The organism is Nocardia yamanashiensis (assembly GCF_021183565.1).
In the GTDB taxonomy this organism is placed as follows: Bacteria; Actinomycetota; Actinomycetes; order Mycobacteriales; family Mycobacteriaceae; genus Nocardia; species Nocardia yamanashiensis.
On sequence record NZ_CP089226.1, the window covers coordinates 2,859,792 to 2,876,068 of the forward strand.

At 69.0% G+C, this 16,277-nt stretch carries 16 protein-coding genes; 9 read left to right on the forward strand and 7 right to left on the reverse strand.

Going from position 1 to position 16,277, the window contains the following annotated elements; translation table 11 throughout:
• Positions 1-46: 46 nt before the first annotated feature.
• Positions 47-1,084 carry an LLM class F420-dependent oxidoreductase gene (locus tag LTV02_RS13870; RefSeq protein WP_233040400.1) on the reverse strand — a complete coding sequence of 346 codons (1,038 nt, stop codon included), beginning with the start codon at positions 1,082-1,084 and terminating at the stop codon, positions 47-49.
• 281 nt (positions 1,085-1,365) lie between these two features.
• Between LTV02_RS13870 and LTV02_RS13875 the strand changes: the two genes are divergently transcribed.
• Together LTV02_RS13875 and LTV02_RS13880 are read left to right on the forward strand one after the other, a co-directional pair.
• Positions 1,366-2,016: a cyclodeaminase/cyclohydrolase family protein gene (locus LTV02_RS13875; protein ID WP_233040401.1), complete on the forward strand. Its 651-nt coding sequence runs from the start codon at positions 1,366-1,368 to the stop codon at positions 2,014-2,016.
• 426 nt (positions 2,017-2,442) lie between these two features.
• On the forward strand, positions 2,443-3,192 hold the full coding sequence (locus tag LTV02_RS13880; protein ID WP_067709636.1) for a L,D-transpeptidase: 750 nt from the start codon (positions 2,443-2,445) through the stop codon (positions 3,190-3,192).
• 58 nt (positions 3,193-3,250) lie between these two features.
• On the opposite strand, the gene LTV02_RS13885 is transcribed toward LTV02_RS13880, so the two are convergent.
• Positions 3,251-4,138, reverse strand: a complete 888-nt coding sequence (locus tag LTV02_RS13885) for a bifunctional 5,10-methylenetetrahydrofolate dehydrogenase/5,10-methenyltetrahydrofolate cyclohydrolase (protein ID WP_408639360.1) — start codon at positions 4,136-4,138, stop codon at positions 3,251-3,253.
• Positions 4,139-4,379: 241 nt separating this feature from the next.
• On the opposite strand from LTV02_RS13885, the gene LTV02_RS13890 reads away from it, so the two are divergent.
• The 3 genes from LTV02_RS13890 to LTV02_RS13900 all read left to right on the forward strand — a co-directional run bounded on the left by LTV02_RS13890 (position 4,380) and on the right by LTV02_RS13900 (position 6,879).
• Positions 4,380-5,207, forward strand: coding sequence for a YdcF family protein (locus tag LTV02_RS13890; protein ID WP_233040403.1), 828 nt, complete (start codon positions 4,380-4,382; stop codon positions 5,205-5,207).
• A 104-nt stretch (positions 5,208-5,311) separates the two neighbouring features.
• Positions 5,312-6,169, forward strand: a complete 858-nt coding sequence (locus LTV02_RS13895) for a putative protein N(5)-glutamine methyltransferase (protein WP_233040404.1) — start codon at positions 5,312-5,314, stop codon at positions 6,167-6,169.
• Entirely contained in the window at positions 6,166-6,879 is a 714-nt protein-coding gene (locus tag LTV02_RS13900; RefSeq protein WP_233040405.1) for an HAD family hydrolase, read from the forward strand. The genes LTV02_RS13895 and LTV02_RS13900 overlap by 4 nt, the downstream gene beginning before the upstream one ends.
• A gap of 166 nt (positions 6,880-7,045) precedes the next feature.
• On the opposite strand, the gene LTV02_RS13905 is transcribed toward LTV02_RS13900, so the two are convergent.
• Together LTV02_RS13905 and LTV02_RS13910 are read right to left on the reverse strand one after the other, a co-directional pair.
• On the reverse strand, positions 7,046-7,873 hold the full coding sequence (locus tag LTV02_RS13905) for an SDR family NAD(P)-dependent oxidoreductase (RefSeq protein WP_233040406.1): 828 nt from the start codon (positions 7,871-7,873) through the stop codon (positions 7,046-7,048).
• 33 nt (positions 7,874-7,906) lie between these two features.
• The gene (locus tag LTV02_RS13910; protein WP_233040407.1) at positions 7,907-9,478 is read right to left on the reverse strand and encodes a succinic semialdehyde dehydrogenase; all 1,572 of its coding nucleotides are present in this window, start codon (positions 9,476-9,478) and stop codon (positions 7,907-7,909) included.
• 148 nt (positions 9,479-9,626) lie between these two features.
• Between LTV02_RS13910 and LTV02_RS13915 the strand changes: the two genes are divergently transcribed.
• Positions 9,627-10,319: a TetR/AcrR family transcriptional regulator gene (locus tag LTV02_RS13915; RefSeq protein WP_233040408.1), complete on the forward strand. Its 693-nt coding sequence runs from the start codon at positions 9,627-9,629 to the stop codon at positions 10,317-10,319.
• Here the strand turns inward: LTV02_RS13915 and LTV02_RS13920 are convergent.
• A complete protein-coding gene (locus LTV02_RS13920) occupies positions 10,294-11,448 on the reverse strand; it encodes a Cmx/CmrA family chloramphenicol efflux MFS transporter (RefSeq protein ID WP_233040409.1) in 1,155 nt (384 codons plus the stop codon). The genes LTV02_RS13915 and LTV02_RS13920 overlap by 26 nt on opposite strands.
• Before the next feature lie 321 nt (positions 11,449-11,769).
• On the opposite strand from LTV02_RS13920, the gene LTV02_RS13925 reads away from it, so the two are divergent.
• The 3 genes from LTV02_RS13925 (at position 11,770) to LTV02_RS13935 (ending at position 13,970) form a co-directional block, all read left to right on the forward strand.
• Positions 11,770-12,456 carry a tRNA-dependent cyclodipeptide synthase gene (locus LTV02_RS13925; protein WP_233040410.1) on the forward strand — a complete coding sequence of 229 codons (687 nt, stop codon included), beginning with the start codon at positions 11,770-11,772 and terminating at the stop codon, positions 12,454-12,456.
• Positions 12,457-12,535: 79 nt separating this feature from the next.
• Entirely contained in the window at positions 12,536-13,369 is an 834-nt protein-coding gene (locus LTV02_RS13930) for an alpha/beta fold hydrolase (protein ID WP_233040411.1), read from the forward strand.
• A 4-nt stretch (positions 13,370-13,373) separates the two neighbouring features.
• The gene (locus tag LTV02_RS13935) at positions 13,374-13,970 is read left to right on the forward strand and encodes a hypothetical protein (protein ID WP_233040412.1); all 597 of its coding nucleotides are present in this window, start codon (positions 13,374-13,376) and stop codon (positions 13,968-13,970) included.
• A 9-nt stretch (positions 13,971-13,979) separates the two neighbouring features.
• Here the strand turns inward: LTV02_RS13935 and hutG are convergent, their stop codons facing one another.
• Complete coding sequence (gene hutG, locus LTV02_RS13940; RefSeq protein ID WP_233040413.1) at positions 13,980-14,972, reverse strand: formimidoylglutamase; 993 nt, start codon at positions 14,970-14,972, stop codon at positions 13,980-13,982.
• Between the two features lie 107 nt (positions 14,973-15,079).
• Positions 15,080-16,267, reverse strand: coding sequence for an imidazolonepropionase (hutI, locus tag LTV02_RS13945; protein ID WP_233040414.1), 1,188 nt, complete (start codon positions 16,265-16,267; stop codon positions 15,080-15,082).
• Positions 16,268-16,277: the final 10 nt, after the last annotated feature.

Here is a 16,277-nt window from a genome sequence, read left to right on the forward strand (position 1 = left end):
GTTCGCGTAGGCCGGGTCGCGCCGGCGGCCGGGACGACGCGGCGGATCAGACGAGGTCGCGCAGCTGCTCGATGAGCTTCACGCGCTCGGCGGGGGTGCCCGCCAGCGGGACCACGTTCAGCACGGTGACCCCGGCCTCGGCGAAGGCGGCGACGCGTTCCTTCACGAAACCGGCCGAACCGATCAGGCAGGTGTCGCGCACCAGATCGTCCGGCACCGCCTTGGCGGCCTCGTCCTTCTTGCCGGCCAGGTACAGCTCCTGGATGCGATCGGCTTCCGCGCCGTAGCCGTACTTGGTGGCCAGCGCGTGGTAGAAGTTCTTGCCCTTGGCGCCCATGCCGCCGATGTACAGCGCCAGATGCGGTTTCACGAATTCGCGCAGCGGTTCCACATTGTCGCCGATGGCCAGCGCCGGGCCGGCGTAGATCTCGAGCTTGCCGCGCGCCGGATCACGCTTGGCCAGACCGGCTTTCACCGATTCGCCCCACACCAGATCGGCCTTCTCCGGCAGGTAGAAGATCGGCTGCCAGCCCTCGGCGAGTTCGGCGGCCAGTTCCACGTTCTTCGGGCCGAGCGCGGCCAGCAGCACCGGAATGTCCTCGCGGACAGGGTGATTGATGAGCTTGAGCGGCTTGCCGAGCCCGGTGCCCTGGCCCTCGGGCAGCGGCACGGTGTAGTACTTGCCCTGGTATTCCAGACGCTCGCGCTTCCACACCTTGCGGCAGATCTCCAGGACCTCGCGGGTGCGGCCGATCGGCGCGTCGTAGGGCACGCCGTGGAAGCCCTCGATCACCTGCGGGCCGGAGGCGCCCAGGCCCAGGATGAAACGCCCGTCGGAGACGTAGTCCAGACCGGCCGCGGTCATGGCGGTCAGCGTGGGCGTGCGGGTGTAGAGCTGCATGATGCCCGAGGCCAGCTGCACCCGCTCGGTCTTGGCCGCCAGGTAGCCGATCGCGCTCGGGGCGTCGAAGGAGTACGCCTCCGGCACGAAGACGATATCGAGACCGGCCCGTTCCAGGTCGGCGACCTCGGCGGCCACCTCTTTGAAGCCGTCGGTGTAGTTGATCGACAATCCGATACGCATGACCGGGACCTTACCCACTATTGGCGGCCCGACAGCGTCCGGGGCACGGCCGGACGGGTACCGGCGCCCGCGGCCGCAGGGGGTGAGCGCGGTACGGTGGGAGCGGAACAGCTGGGCGGTAACCGGGCAGCGCGCGATGACCAGCTGAGCGGTGACGGGCGCAGCGCGGCAGCGCACAGCCGGGCGGTTGCCGGGGCAGCGCGGGAACCGCGGGCGCCGACCGGTAGCGTGGTCGGCGAAATCGCTCGAATCGCACGCTATCCCAAGGGAGGCCACCCCTCATGACTCAGGACACCGCGCAGGAAATCACCACGTTCGGTGACGCGACACTGCAGGGGTACCTGGATGAGCTGGCCGCGAAGGTGCCCGCGCCCGGCGGCGGCGCGGTGGCCGCCCTGCACGCGGCCCAGGGCGCGGCGCTGGTCGCCATGGTCGCGCGCTACACCACCCGCGCCAAGGATGCCGACAATCGCGAGGTCGTCGACCGCATCATCGCCGCGGCCGATATCGCCCGCGAGCGCGCCCTGGCGCTGGCCGACGCCGACGCCACCGCCTTCACCGCGGTCGGCAACGCCTACAAGCTCCCCAAGGACACCGAGGAGCAGCAGGCCGCCCGCACCGAGGCCATCACCGCCGCCCTGCTCGGCGCGGCCCGAGTCCCCGCCGCCGTGGTCGCCGAGGCCGACGAAATCGTCTCCCTCGCAACCGAACTCCTCCCCATCGGCAACCCGAACGTGGTCACCGACATCGGCGCCGCGGCCGACTGCGCCCGCGCCGCCGCCGCCAGCTCCCAGCTGAACATCGCCATCAACGTCGCTTCCCTCGGCACCGGCTCCGAACCCGAGTTCGCCCCCGTCCTGACCCAGATTGACGAGGTCATCGCCCGCGCCGACGCCCTTCACGCCGACGTGGTAGCCGCCATCACCCGCTGATCAGCGCCCGCACCCCGCCCCGCGCCCGGTTCCGATTGGAGCCGGGCGCGTCGCGTCGACATGGCCGGCCCGCCGTCCGGCAGGTCCACTCGAGCCGGTGGGATCGGCCGCTACTCGCCCTTCAGCGCTTCTGGCCTGCGGAGCTCGGGCGATCAGGCCGCCGACCGCACCGTCCGCTACTCGGCCCGGGGTGTGGCCAACGCGGGGGCTCGGCTGGGCGTGGCTGCTCCCCCAATCGGGGTTCGGGCAGGTAATCCCCGAGAAATTTTCCCCCTTCCGACCGGGAGGTTCTTTACCCGACACGCGGCGAACGGCATAAGCCCCACGCCGTTGGGTAGGTCACGAAGCGAGAACATTTCCGGTTGGTACGGATCATCCGGTCATAGGCTGAGGATCCAGAACCACACCCTGGCGGAGGGATGGACCATGCGGAACGCGATTCGCATTCTGATCGTGGGGACCGTGCTCGCGGCGGTGACCGCGTTCGGATCGGGAGCCGCGGGTGCGGTTCTAGTGACATCGGATCTCCCGGCGGTGCAGGCGATTTCGCCGGGGCCGGGGCAGACGGTCGGAATCGCCGCACCGGTGAGCGTGCGATTCTCCGAGCCGGTGACGGACAGGGCTCGTGCCGAGCGCTCCGTGACCGTGAGCTCCGAAACCAGTCTGGCCGGGCACTTCTCCTGGGTAGACGACCGGAATCTGAGGTGGAGTCCGGCCGGCTTCCTGCCCGCCTCCTCACCCATCACGGTGTCGGCGGGTCGCCTGCACACTCAATTCCAAACCAATGGCGGGGTTTCCGCCGACGGTGACATGTCCAATCACACGTTCACCGTGTACATCGGCGGTGCTCCGGTGCGCACCATGCCCGCGTCCTACGGCAAGTCCGGCTGGGAGTCGCCGAGCGGGACTTTCCCGGTGCTGGAACGCTTCCGGTCGGTGACCTTCGATTCGCGCACCATCGGCATCCCGCTCAGTTCGCCCGAGGGTTATCTGATTCAGGGCGAGTTCGCCGAACGGCTCACGTGGGGCGGCGTTTTCGTGCACTCCGCGCCGTGGTCGGTCGACTCCCAGGGCAATTCGAACGTCAGCCACGGCTGCGTGAATCTCGCTCCCGCCGACGCGGAATGGTTCTACGACAATGTGGGAATCGGCGATCCGGTGACACTGCACTGGTGAGTAGAAGATCCCGGGAGCCGGGCTCCCGGGACCTTTCCGTGCGGTAGGTCGCGGCGGATCAGCGCTGGGTCTCGGCGGCCTGCACCACGTGACGCATGAGCAGCGCGGTGGTGACGGGGCCGACGCCACCGGGCACCGGGCTCAGCGCGGACGCCTTGCCGGTCACGGACGCGGCATTCACATCACCGGTGATACTGCCGTTCTCGTCCTCGTTGGTGCCCACGTCGATGACCACCGCACCTTCGCGCACATGCTCACCGGTGATCAGCCCGGCCCGCCCCACCGCGGCCACGACCACATCGGCGGCCGAGGTCACCGACGGCAGGTCGGTGGTGCGCGAATGGCACACCGTCACGGTCGCGTTCTCGGCCAGCAGCAGCTGGGCCAGGGGCTTGCCGACGATATTGGAGCGCCCCACCACCGCCACGTGCCGCCCTTCGAGCGGAACCTGATGGAACTTGGCCAGTTCCACCACGGCCTCGGCGGTCGCGGGCGGGAAGCCGGGCAGTCCGGAGGACAGCAGGCCCAGCGACAGCGGGCTCACCCCGTCCACGTCCTTGGCGGCCGCGATGGCCGGGCTGACGTCGTCCAGGCCGATGCCCTTGGGCAGCGGGGTCTGCAGCATGATGGCGTCCACCGACGCGTCGGCCGACAGTTCGGTCAGCTTGGCGCGGATCTCCTCGGCGGTGGCGTCCACGCCGAGATCCACGTTCTCGCAAGCGATTCCATTGCGTTCGGCGGCGCGATTGAGCGACTTCACGTACCAGGCGCTGGCCGGATCGTCATTGGCGATCACCAGCGCCAGCCGCGGGGCGGACCCGGCCTCGGTGAGCGCGGCGGCGCGCGCCTTGGTGTCGGCGTTGATGGCGGCGGCGAGATCCTTGCCGATGAGCGAAGTCGTATCCACGGGGTCACAGCCTATCGGGCCGTCTGCAGCGGCCCGCATTCGACGCGGGGCGGCACGCCTGCGACACGCCTCCGCGCGCGTCCCCGGCCGAGATCGCGCCCAAACCTTCGAAAATCACGTCGGCAAATACCCGACAACCGCGCTGGGCAGTCGTATCGTGTCCCCATTCGGTACCGAGCCAATTGCCAGCAAAGCGAGCAGATAGCCAGCAACAAGCGTGCGTGACCCCTCCGAAAGGTCGACAGCAGTGCAGATCGCCAGGCGTTTACCCACTTTCCTCGTGGCCACCGCGGCCGCCCTGACCCTGTTCGCGCCGGGCGCCGCCCACGCCGATCCGGGACCGCTCTACAACTCGGCACAGGAGAACTTCACCGAAGGCGACGAGGCCGCGGGGCTCGCGGACCTGCGCCAGCTGCTCGCCGAATCGCCCGATGACACGCACGCGCTGTCGTTGCAGGCGATCTGGTCGGATTTCACCGGCGATTTCATCACCCGCGAGATCGCGCTCAACCGGTTGCAGGGCCTGGATCCGAAGCTGGCCGACGGCACCCGCACCGTGTTCCGGGCCGTGGGCGCCGGCGTCGGCACCCTGCCCAATCCGATTCCGGCCATTGCCGGTCCGCAAACCGGTATCGCCGTGTGCGGGTACGGGCTGCTGCCCGACGGTTCCATGCGCCCCGAACTGGTGAACCGCCTGCAGGCGGCCTGGTTGCAGGCCATCGCCTCGCCCATGTCCCCCATCCTGGTGTCCGGCGGCAATCCGCAGAACGGGATCACCGAGGCCGCGGCCATGCAGGGCTGGCTGATCGGGCACGGCATCCCGGCGAGCCGCATCGTCGCCGATCACCGCGCCGGGTCCACGGTCCAGAACGCCCTGTTCGGCACGGCCCTCCTGCGTGAGGCGGGCGCGACCAGCGCGATCGTGGTGACCTCCCCCAATCACATCCGCCGCGCGGTCTCGGACTTCATCGTCGCGGGTATGCCGGTCGTCGGCGCGACCACCTCGCTCGAACAGCTCGTCTCCCAGCTGCCGCCGCCCGCGCGCCAGCACCAGCGCGGCATCTACCTCGATGCCACCCGCACGCTCCGCCTCCCCACCGAACGCTGATCTCCGCAGCGAAGCCCGGCCCGCCACCCCGTGTGGCGGGCCGGTCTTTTCGTGTGGATGCCCCGGCCTGCGCCGCACCGGCACCGGCCGTGCACAATGGCTCGGTGAACCCGCCCGAGATCGACACCCGTGACACCGACGCGTTGGTGGCCAGGCTGCGCGCGGCGGGCTGCGTGTTCGCCGAGGACGAGGCGGCGCTGCTGCGCTCGGCGACGACCGATCCGGTGCGGCTCGAAGAGCTTGTCGCACAGCGCATCGCGGGCTTCCCGCTGGAACATCTGCTGGGCTGGGCCGAGTTCCGCGGCCGCCGATATGCGGTGGCGCGCGACGTGTTCGTCCCGCGCCAGCGCACCGGATTCCTCGTCGAGCAGGCGATAACGCTCGGCCGCACCAGGTTTCGGCCGGCGGCCTCCGAGGATGTCGCGGGAGTTCGGCCCGCCGACCCCCGCTTGGTCGTGCTCGATATGTGTTGCGGTTGCGGGGCGCTGGGTGCGGCGCTGGCGAGCGAGCTGGGCGCCGAGGGGATCGGGGTCGAGTTGACCGCGGCGGATATCGAACCCGCCGCTGTGGCGTGCGCCCGGCGCAATGTCGAGGCGGTCGGCGGCCGGGTGGTCGAGGGTGATCTTTTCGCTCCGGTACCGGCTGAGCTGGCGGGGCGGGTGGATGTGCTGCTCGCGAACACGCCGTATGTGCCGTCGGCCGAGATCGCTTGGATGCCACCGGAAGCGCGTGATCACGAGCCGCGGCGGGCTTTGGACGGCGGGGCGGACGGGCTCGATGTGCTGCGCCGGATCGCCGCGGTGGCGACGCAGTGGCTCGCGCCGGGTGGGCATCTGCTGGTCGAGGAGAGCGAGGAGCAGGCTCCGCACGCGGCGGCGGTGATGCGCGAATACGGGCTCGTGGCGACCGTCGCGGAGGATGACGGGCTGGGTGCGACCGTGGTGATCGGTACGCGGGCATGACGATTCGCGGGATTCTGTTCGATATCGACGACACGCTCATCGACTATTCGGCCACCGCCCGGATCGGGATCCTGCGGCATCTGGCCGCGGAGGGGTTGCTCGAGCGGTTCGACTCCCCCGATGCCGCCGTCGCGCTGTGGCGGGAGCTGGAAGAGGAAGAGTATCCGCGCTACCTGGCCGGGGAGCTGACCTTCACGGGGCAGCAGCTGGTGCGCACGGAGCGGTTTCTGGCGTATCTCGGTGTGGCCGTGCCGGATCCGGTCGAATGGTTCGCGCGCTACGCCGCGTGCCGGGACACCGCGTGGAGCGCGTTCCCCGATGTCGCGCCCGCCTTGCTCGAGCTGGCGGAGACCAGTGCGCTGGGGATCGTGTCGAATTCCTCGCTCGACTATCAGCTGGGGAAGCTACGGGCCGTCGGCATCGACGCACACTTCGGTGCGGCAGTGCTGTGCTCCTCGGAATTCGGTGCGGCCAAACCGGATCCGAGCATCTTCCACGCGGGCTGTGAGCTGCTGGGGCTGCCACCCGAGCACGTCGCCTATGTCGGCGATCGTTTCGACGTGGACGGTATCGGCGCGAGAGACGCGGGCCTGCAAGCGTTCTGGCTGAACCGGGCCGCCGATCACGTCGATGTGCTCGACGGCGTGACCGTCATTCCTTCACTGGCTCAGCTGCGTTCCGCTTACGCTGCCGGTTCCCGGCCAGCGTGACGGTCACGATGGCCGCCACCACCGGCGCCACCACCACGATCAACAGTCCGATCATCGCTCACACCCTTCTCCGTTGTCGTGATACCTATCGCGAGCAACGAAACGGGCGTTAATGCACGACGGGCCCGCACGGAGCGTTCTCCGCACGGGCCCGCGCCGCGAATCCCTATTTGCGACCGGTGAATTCGTCCATCGAGTGGTAGACGCCGACCGTGTTCAGGTAGAAGTCGCGCACCTTCAACGGCAGCAATCCGGAGATGGCCCGGTTGAGCTTGGAGGTCCACGGCAGCACCACCAGCGCCGAGCCCTTCTTCATCTCGTTCCAGGAGGTGTCGACGACCTCTTCCTGCTCCAGGATCGGGGTGAACCAGAATCCCTTGGCGCCGTCGAACATTCCGGTATTGATGTAGGTCGGGCACACGGTGGTGAACTTGACGTGCTCGTTGCCGGACTGCTCCAGCTCCAGGCGCACCGAATCCGACCAGCCCAGCGCCGCCCACTTGGAGGCCGCGTACACGCTCATGCGCGGGTTGGCGACCAGGCCGGCCGAGGAGGCGATATTCAGCACCCGGCCCTCGACGCCCTTGTTGGCCACCATCCCGGGCAGGAACTCCAGGGCGATGTACATCGGCGCCAGGGAATTGATGGCCATGGTCTTGTCGATGTCGGCCTTGTTGCTGGTCTCCCAGAAGTAGCCGTTGCCGCGCACGATGCCGGCATTGTTGACCAGCACGTCGATGCCGCCGACCGCGTCGCGCACGGTCGCGCCCGCCTCGGCGATGGCCTCGCGATCGGACACGTCGACCACGTAGTGGTGGATCCGGCTGCCGCCGAGCGCGGCCAGCTCGGCCGCGGTCTCCTTGAGCGCCTCCTCATTGATGTCCCACAGCACCACATCGCTCGCGCGCTCACGCACCGCCCGCAGCGCGAAGGACTTGCCCAGTCCCATGGCGGCACCGGTGACCAGGACCTTCTTGCCCTCGACCGTCTTCATACCCTGGAGTACCCCTGTCTCGTGTTCAGCAGATCACTTCTGCCGCAACGTCTTCATCACGCCCAGGTAGAGCGTCATCGTCTTGGCCCACAACTGCTCGGACATCCCGGGGAGCGGCGCGATGGGCAGTACCCGCTGCACCGCGATGGTCTGGGTGTCGATGTATTTCAGCAGGCCCTCGGGACCGTGCCGGCGGCCGGTGCCGGAAATCCCGAGTCCGCCCGACGGTGCGGCGACCGAACCCCAGGCGGCGATGAAGCCTTCGTTCACGTTCACCGAGCCGGCGTTGACGCGCGCGGCGATCTCGCGGCCGTGGTCGGTGTCGCGGCTCCACACGCTGGCATTGAGGCCGTAGGCGGTGTCGTTGGCCTGTTCGACGGCCTCGTCGTCGGTGCGCACCCGGTAGACCGAGACGACCGGTCCGAAGGTTTCCTCGCGGTACACGGTCATGCCCTCGCGCACGCCCTCGAGGATGGTGGGCTCGTAGAAGTACGGGCCCAGGTCCGGGCGCGCCTTGCCGCCCGCGAGCACCGTCGCACCCTTGGCCACGGCATCGTCGACGTGCTTGCTGACGGTGTCGAGCTGGCGCGGGAAAGTGAGCGAGCCGATCTCGTAACCGAAGTCGAGGGTCTTGCCCAGGCCGAGATTCTCGGTGTGCTGGACGAACTCGGTGACGAACTGGTCATAGACCTTGTCGTGCACATAGATTCGCTCGATCGATTCGCACAGCTGCCCCGCGGAGGCGAAGCAGGCCCGCACCGCGATCTTGGCGGCCGCGGACACGTCGGCGTCGGCCAGCACCAGCAGCGGGTTCTTGCCGCCCAGTTCCAGGGAGTAGCCGATCAGCCGCTCGCCCGCCTGCTGGGCGATGGTGCGGCCGGTGGCGCTGGACCCGGTGTAGTCGACGTAGTCGGCGCGCTTGATGGCCTCGGTGCCGACCACCGCACCGCGCCCCAGCACCGCCTGCCACAGCCCCTTGGGCAGGCCCGCGCGCTCGGCGATATCGATGGCCCACAGCAGCGTCAGCGCGGTCTGATTGTCCGGCCGCCCGATCACCGCGTTTCCGGCGAGGAGAGCGGGCAGCGCGTCCGAAGCGCCCAGTGCCAGCGGGTAATTCCACGGCGAGATGACCGCGACCACGCCCTTGGGCCGGTTGCGCACCTCCACCTGGGTGAGCACCGGCATCACGCCGCGCGGTTTACGGTGCGCCAGAATGCGTTTGCCCTCGGCCGCGTAGTAGCGGGTATTGACCGCCACGTCCGACACCTCGTCGAAGGCGTGCACCCGCGACTTGCCGGTCTCGAGCTGGATGATGTCGAGGATCGTGTCCTGCTCGGCCAGCACCAGATCGTGAATGCGGCGCAGCAGCGCGGCGCGCTCGGCGACCGGGACCTGCGCCCACTGCCGCTGGGCGGCCCGCGCGGTGGCGAACGCGGTCTCGACATCGGCGACCGAGGACTGCGGCAGGTCGACGATCTTGGCTCCGGTGGCGGGCGCGAACACCTCCACGGCGGGCGCGCCGCCCGCGACGGCATGGCCGAGCAGGCGCTGCACCAGGTCGAAAGGCAGCGCATCGGCAGCTGCGAGCTGCGGGGCAGTCGTCATTGGTCGCCCTCTCGAGGGTTCGGAAACCATTTACTGAACATCGGTGTTACATGAACACCAGTGTTAGATTAATGGGCGTGACGCACCCCATGTCAACCCTCCCGGTGATCCCTGTGAGGGTTCCCAACCCGGCACCCACCGGCCGCCGATGACCAGCGCACCCGTCACCCCGGCCCGGCGCGGCCGACCCCCGCAGACCGAGGCGCAGGCCGATCAGGTCCGCGCCCGCATCGTCCTGGCCACCTCGGAGGTGTTCGCCGAGCACGGCTCGCGCGGCCTGTCGGTGGCCCGCATCATCGAGAAGGCCGGCCTGGCGCGCCCGACCTTCTACCGCTATTTCGCCAATGCCACCGAGCCCCTGCACGCCCTGCTCGCGCTCTCCAACGAGGACCTGGTCGGCGGCATCGGCAATGCGGTGGCCGACAGCGAGGAGCCGGTGCAGCTCGGCATCAACATGATCGAGGCCTATCTGTATTGGGCCAACGGTCACGGGCGCATGCTCGGCCCCCTCTTCGCCGAACTGCACGACCCGGGCTCCCCCGTTTCGGCCTACCGCGAGCAGGCGTTCGAAGACCTGCGCGCCCTCATCCGCACCAAATTCGACGCCTTGGGCCGCCCCGCCCCGGTCGATCTGAACCTCGAAACCGCCTTGCAGATCTGCGAATTCGCGGTCTTCCGGATTTCGGCCGCGGCGCCGCACGGGGAGCCCGATCCGGCCACCGTGGCGGCCGCGCGGGTCACCATGATCCGGGGCGTGCTGGCCATGCTCGGCACGCGTGAGGACGTGGAGTACGCCCTCACGGTGCCGGGACTGTTCAGTCCGGAAGGGCAGTCCGGCTAGCCAGGATCACCCCCAGCGCGGCGGTTGCGAGAGCGGCGCTGCACCAGAACGCCGCGGCGGGACTGCCGGTGTGGTCGACGACCGGTCCGGCGGTGAGCGGGCCGACTACCGCGCCGATATTGAACGCGGTGGTGGCCAGGGCCCCGGCGAGGCGCGGCGCGACGGGGGCGGCGGTCTGCACGATCGTCGCGATCAGCGTGGAACCGATGCCGAACGCCGCCGCCCCGGACAGAATCGACATGACCAGGACCCCGGTCAGCGAGTGCGCGACGAGCGCGGCCAGCAGCCAAACCCCCACGAGCGCAAGCGTTCCGGCGATGGTGATCGATCTGCGGTGACTGTCGCTGAAGCGGCCGGTGAGGGTGACGCCGGCGAACGATCCGATGCCGAACAAGGCCAGTGCGAGCGGCACCCATCGATGGTCGCCTCCGGACGCCTCGGCGGTGACGGTGCCGAGGTAGGTGAATCCGGCGAAGGTGGCGGCATTGACGAGAACGCCCGCCGCGACGGCGATCCGCACCGGCCGCAGGCACACCGCCGACCATTCGTGCCGGATCGAGAAAGCCGCACCGTCCCCGTCGCGATCGTCACTGCCGAGCATCAGCCACACCGGAACCAGCACTGCCGCGCTGAGCACCGCCACGGCCCAGAACGCGGCCCGCCACCCCCACAGCTGCCCGAGCAGGGTGCCCGCGGGCACACCGGCGATGCAGGCCACCGTCACCCCGGACACCACCACCGAGGTCGCCCGGCCGAGCAGCGCCGGGCCGGCCAGCCCGGGCAATGCGGCCAGCGCGACGGCCAGGAACCCGGCATTGGCCACCGCCGCGACCACGCGGGTGGCGAGCAAGAGCCCGAACCCCTCGGCGAGCGCGCCCACAAGGTGTGCGGCACAGAACAATCCGAGGAACGCCGTCGCCGAATACCTGATCGGCAGGCGGCTCACGGTCATCGCCATCACCGGCGCGCCGAGCACCATGCCGGCCGCGTACAACGAGGTCAGCAGTCCGGCCGCGCCGAGCGACACCCCGACATCGCCGGGAATCTGCTCCAGCAGCCCCGACACCATGAATTCCGATGTGCCCTGCGCGAATACCGCGACAGCCAGCACGAACACCACAATGGGCATGAGTGAACTCCCCTGAGCAAGGACGGCACTCCGTACCAGTGGCCGCCCGAGATGAATTGCGGCACAGGACGAATCAGGCCCGGGCCGCAAGAATCGGCATCATCCGGCATTGCGCGATGACCGCACGCCACCGGCCGCTCGGCGACCCGTGGGAATCATGCTCGCAACGCCGCCCGGCACGTCAGGCCGAGCGGCTACCTTCTGGATGCCTCCGGAGAATTCACGCCGCCACCTTAACAACCCACCCGTCTCGCTTCGATCGGCCGCCCGCTCCGGACCCGCGTCCGCAGCCCCCGATCCCCTCCGTGCGACCATTGGGCAATGCCGACGGCGTGCGAGGTCGCAGCCCAGCCGCTCACCGCGAATTGCGCTCGGATCTTCGCGGCTCGCGATCACCTCTTGCTGGGGATCAGCCCGTTCAACAGCTATTTCAGCCGCGAGCGCATTGCCGAGGCGACCGGGTGGGCGGCCCGCGAGTTCGCCGGGCGCCTGCAATTCCATCTGCCGGATACGCCGAGCGAGTTCACTTTGCGGGCGCTCGGCATGCCCGAGGAAAAGGCCCGCAAACGCGCGCACGAGAACGGCTTGAAGATGCGGAACCGGATCCGGGACGGGCTCGGCGCGGCCGGTCTGGGCGGTATCGATGATCGGGTGATCGGCTGGGATCGACTCGAATCCAGCCCGGCGTTCCAGGCCCTGCACGGCCGGGTGTGCGCACTCTTCGACTCCCACCACGGTTTCCGCGAACTGTGCCTGGAGACTTCGCGGAATGTGCTGCGGCACCGCCTGCCCGGTGACTCCGAGCCCTCGCTCGCGCAATGTCTTGTGGCCACACGGTATTTCCTGGCCGAGATTCCCCTGCTGCTCGACACTCCCGCCATCGTGAACTGTGCGAGTTCCCTGTACGCCTACCATCGTCGAATCCCGTTCGTGGACGCGCTCTTCCACGGCGAACTGCCGCTGCGGCCGAGTCCGGCGCAGGGCTATCTGCTCCTCACCCTGAACTAGAACGCGTTCCTGATATGGTCGGGCGGAGGGCCGCTGCGATATCCGCGACGCACCCGAAAGCCACTGGGAGGGAACACCTATGCCGTTCGTCACCACCGATGACGGGGCCGAGATCCACTACCTCGACACCGGCGGCGACGGTCCCGCAGTGCTCTTGATCCACGGCTATTTCCTCGATGCCACCCAATGGCAGCCCCAATTGGCCTCGCTCAGCCCTGATTTCCGCGTCATCGCCATCGATACCCGAGGGCACGGCGAGACCCGCGATCCCGGAACCGAATTCGATTACGCGCGCCTGGCGGCCGACGCCTGGGCCGTGGCGGACGCGCTCGGCGTCGATCAGGTGGTCCTGGGCGGCCTCTTCCACGGCGGCATCGTCGCCCTGTGGGCCGCGCTGCGATCCCCCGAGCGGGTCCGCGGCCTGATCCTGATCGGCACCCGCGCCGACGCCTACAACCCCGCCGAATACGCCGGCTACAAATCGATCATCCTCAAACAGTGGGTGCGCGGCGACCGCCCCCTCGAGGAGGTCTCGCTGCCGATCGCCGCGCAGATGATCGGCGGCGACCCCGAAATCCACCGTGCCCCTTGGCTAGAGAAGTGGCATGCCGCCGATCGGCGACGGCTGGAACACGCCACCAACGCCCTGCTGGAGCGGAAAGGCATCGAGGACCGCATCCACGAAATCACCGCCCCGGCACTGCTGATGCACGGCTCACACGACGCGGTCTACAGCGAGTCCGCGATGCGCCGGCTGGCCGGGCAGCTCGGCGGTCCCACCCGGCTGGAGACCATCGATGCCGAGAACGCCACCCACGCGGTCACCTGGACGCACCCGCACCTGACGGACCCGCTCATCCGCGACTTCCTTGATTCGCTCCGTCCACCGGACGTCCTCGAGCAGGCACACTGAACCGATGGGGCTGGACTACACCTTCCAGGTTTTCGTGCACCGCGACCGCGCGGTTCCGCTACTGCGCACGATCGCCGAGAACATGGCCGCCCGCAACCGGCCCGACCGGACCGTGGTCGAGATAGCGGGAGAGCGGATCACCATGCCCTGCACCACGAATTTCCGCTCCGGCACCACGGTCCGGCTGGACCCGGACGCCGGCCGGAACTACCTCGAGCTGTCGCTGGAATTCGAACCCGACGACGAGCTGCGCACCTACCACCGAACCAGCGGCGGCGGCCCGTGCGTGATCGGCGTCATCTACCTCCTGGTTCAGGACGCGTCGTGGCTCGCACCGGACCATCTGGAATTCGGTTTCACCGCCGCCACCACCGGGATGAGCATCCTGTTCCAGATGTCCGGCTCGGTGCGGAACTGGTTCGCCGACCTGACCATCGACAACGGCGGGCCCCTGTGCCTGATGGACCAGGAACAAGGCCCGGAACTGGGATATTCACCCGGTTACTTCGACGTCGTCTCGGCGGGCACACGCCGGGTGCACAAACACGTCAACGGCTCTCGCCGCGAGATCGCCATGCACTTCGGCCTGCTGCCGGATTGACGGATACTCCTACACCGGCGGCGCGCTGTGACGGGTCACCAGGCGGTGGATGAGGCGGGCAGCGGTGCGGGCCGTGCGGTTATCGATATCGTATTCGGGGTTGAGTTCGGCGATGTCGACGGCCGCGAGTTTGCCACTGGCGGTGACCTTGTCGCAGACGCGCTGGATGATTTCGAGGGGGACGCCGTAGGCCGCGGGGGCGCTGACGCCCGGGGCCACGGCGGCGGGGAGGACATCCAGGTCGATGGTGAGGTAGAGGATGTCCACGCGGTCGAGGAGGGCATCGACGAAGACGTCCACGGTGTCGGAATCCGTAGTGCCACAGTGATCGTCGAGGAGGTACCGGACGTCGTAGCGGCGCGCGGTGTCGAAGAGCGCGGCGGTGTTGGCGGGCTGGCTGATGCCGAGGACGCGATAGACGCAGTCGGCGCCGGCAGCATGTTCGGCCTCGAGGATCTGGCGGAAGGGTGTGCCGGAGCTCGGGATCGGGTCGGCGCGCAGGTCGAAATGGGCGTCGAGATTGAGGATTCCGAGGCGGGGACGGTCGCGGCGCAGGGCCGAGGCGGCGACGCCCGAGTAGGTGCCGAACGCCACTTCGTGTCCGCCGCCGAGCACAATGGGCAGATCACCGCGGTCCAGGACGGCGCTGACGGCGGCGGCCAGGCGTTGCTGACCGCCTTCCAGATCGCCGTCGGTGACCGCGATATCGCCCGCGTCGAACAGCGAAAGTGGTTGCGCCAGAGCCATGGAGGACAGCGCGGTGCGCAGTGCGGCCGGTCCACCGGCAGCACCGAGGCGGCCACGGTTGCGGCGAACGCCCTCGTCGCTGGCGAAACCGATGAGAGCCGAACCGGTTTCGGCCCCCTCGGGGCGATAGGGCTGGATCGCGCGATGCCAGCGCAGATGCTCGGCACCTGGGCCGTCGTCGCGGCCGGTCCAAGGTGCGGGCGGGATATCGACCCGCACAATCGGATCCGCATGGTTGCTTGCGGGATCAGCCATGTCGTCCCTCCTGGCGATTCTCGGTGGGCTTGCGCTGTGCGGGTACTGCTTCGGAGTTCAGCGCTCCGCCGGTCACGCGGCGACTCCCGGCACGGCGAACACGGTTTTCATCGATTGCCTCCCGCGACCAGGTCGCCGTCTTTCCACACCTCGCGAATGAGGGGAACGCCGGGGCGGTAGGCGAGGTGAATGTAGGACGGTGCGTCCAGGGCGAACGCGTCGGCGCGGGCGCCGATGCTCAAGCGCCCGATGTCGGTGCGGCGCAGCGCCGCCGCGCCGCCCGCGGTCGCCGCCCACACCGCTTCGGCGGGAGTCATGCGCATGTCGCGAACGGCCAGCGCGATACAGAACGGCAGGCTGGTCGTGTACGACGTGCCGGGGTTGCAGTCCGCGCCGAGCGCCACGATGACACCGGCATCCAAGAGCGCCCGGGCATTCGGGTAGGGGTGGCGGGTGCTGAATTCGGCGCCGGGGAGCAGGGTCGCCACGGTGGAACTGTTCGCGAGCGCGTCGATATCGGCGGCGCTGGTGTAGGTGACATGGTCGACCGACGCCGCCCCGAGCTCGACGGCCAGCCGCACACCGGGCCCTTCACCGAGCTGATTTCCGTGCACGCGCGGGACGAGCCCCTGTGCCATACCGGCTTTCAGCACCGTGCGGGACTGATCCTCGTCGAAGGCCCCGCGTTCACAGAACACGTCGATCCATTTGGCGTGTGGCGCACAGGCCGGGATCATGTCCGCGACCACCATCGACACGTAATCGTCGGCGCGCCCGGCATATTCGGGCGGCGGCACATGCGCGGCCAGTAGCGTGACCTCCTCGCTGACCTCGCCCGCGATACGCACCCCGCGTAGCTCATCATGGGCGGTCTGGCCGTAGCCGGTCTTGCATTCCATGGTGGTGCTGCCGGACCGCAGCGCCTCCTCGACCAGCCGCCGCGCATTGGCGGCCAGCTGATCGTCGGCAGCCGCGCGGGTCGCGGCGATCGTGGTCCGAATTCCCCCGGCGGAGTAGGGAATTCCTTCCATCCGGGCCGCGAATTCCTCGGCCCGCTCCCCGGCGAACACCGGATGCGAATGACTTTCCACGAACCCGGGCAGCAACGCCCTCCCGCCCAGCGCCACCGCACGATCCGCGGCGGGCGCGCCGGCGCTGTCGCCGACCCACACCACCTTCCCGTCGGCGAAGGCGATGGCCGCGTCCCGGCGCAGGCCGAGCGGCCCCTCCCCCAGTTCGGGGTCATTGGTGACCAGGGTTCCGATATCGGTGACCAGGGTGACGGGGCCGCCCACGGTGTATTCC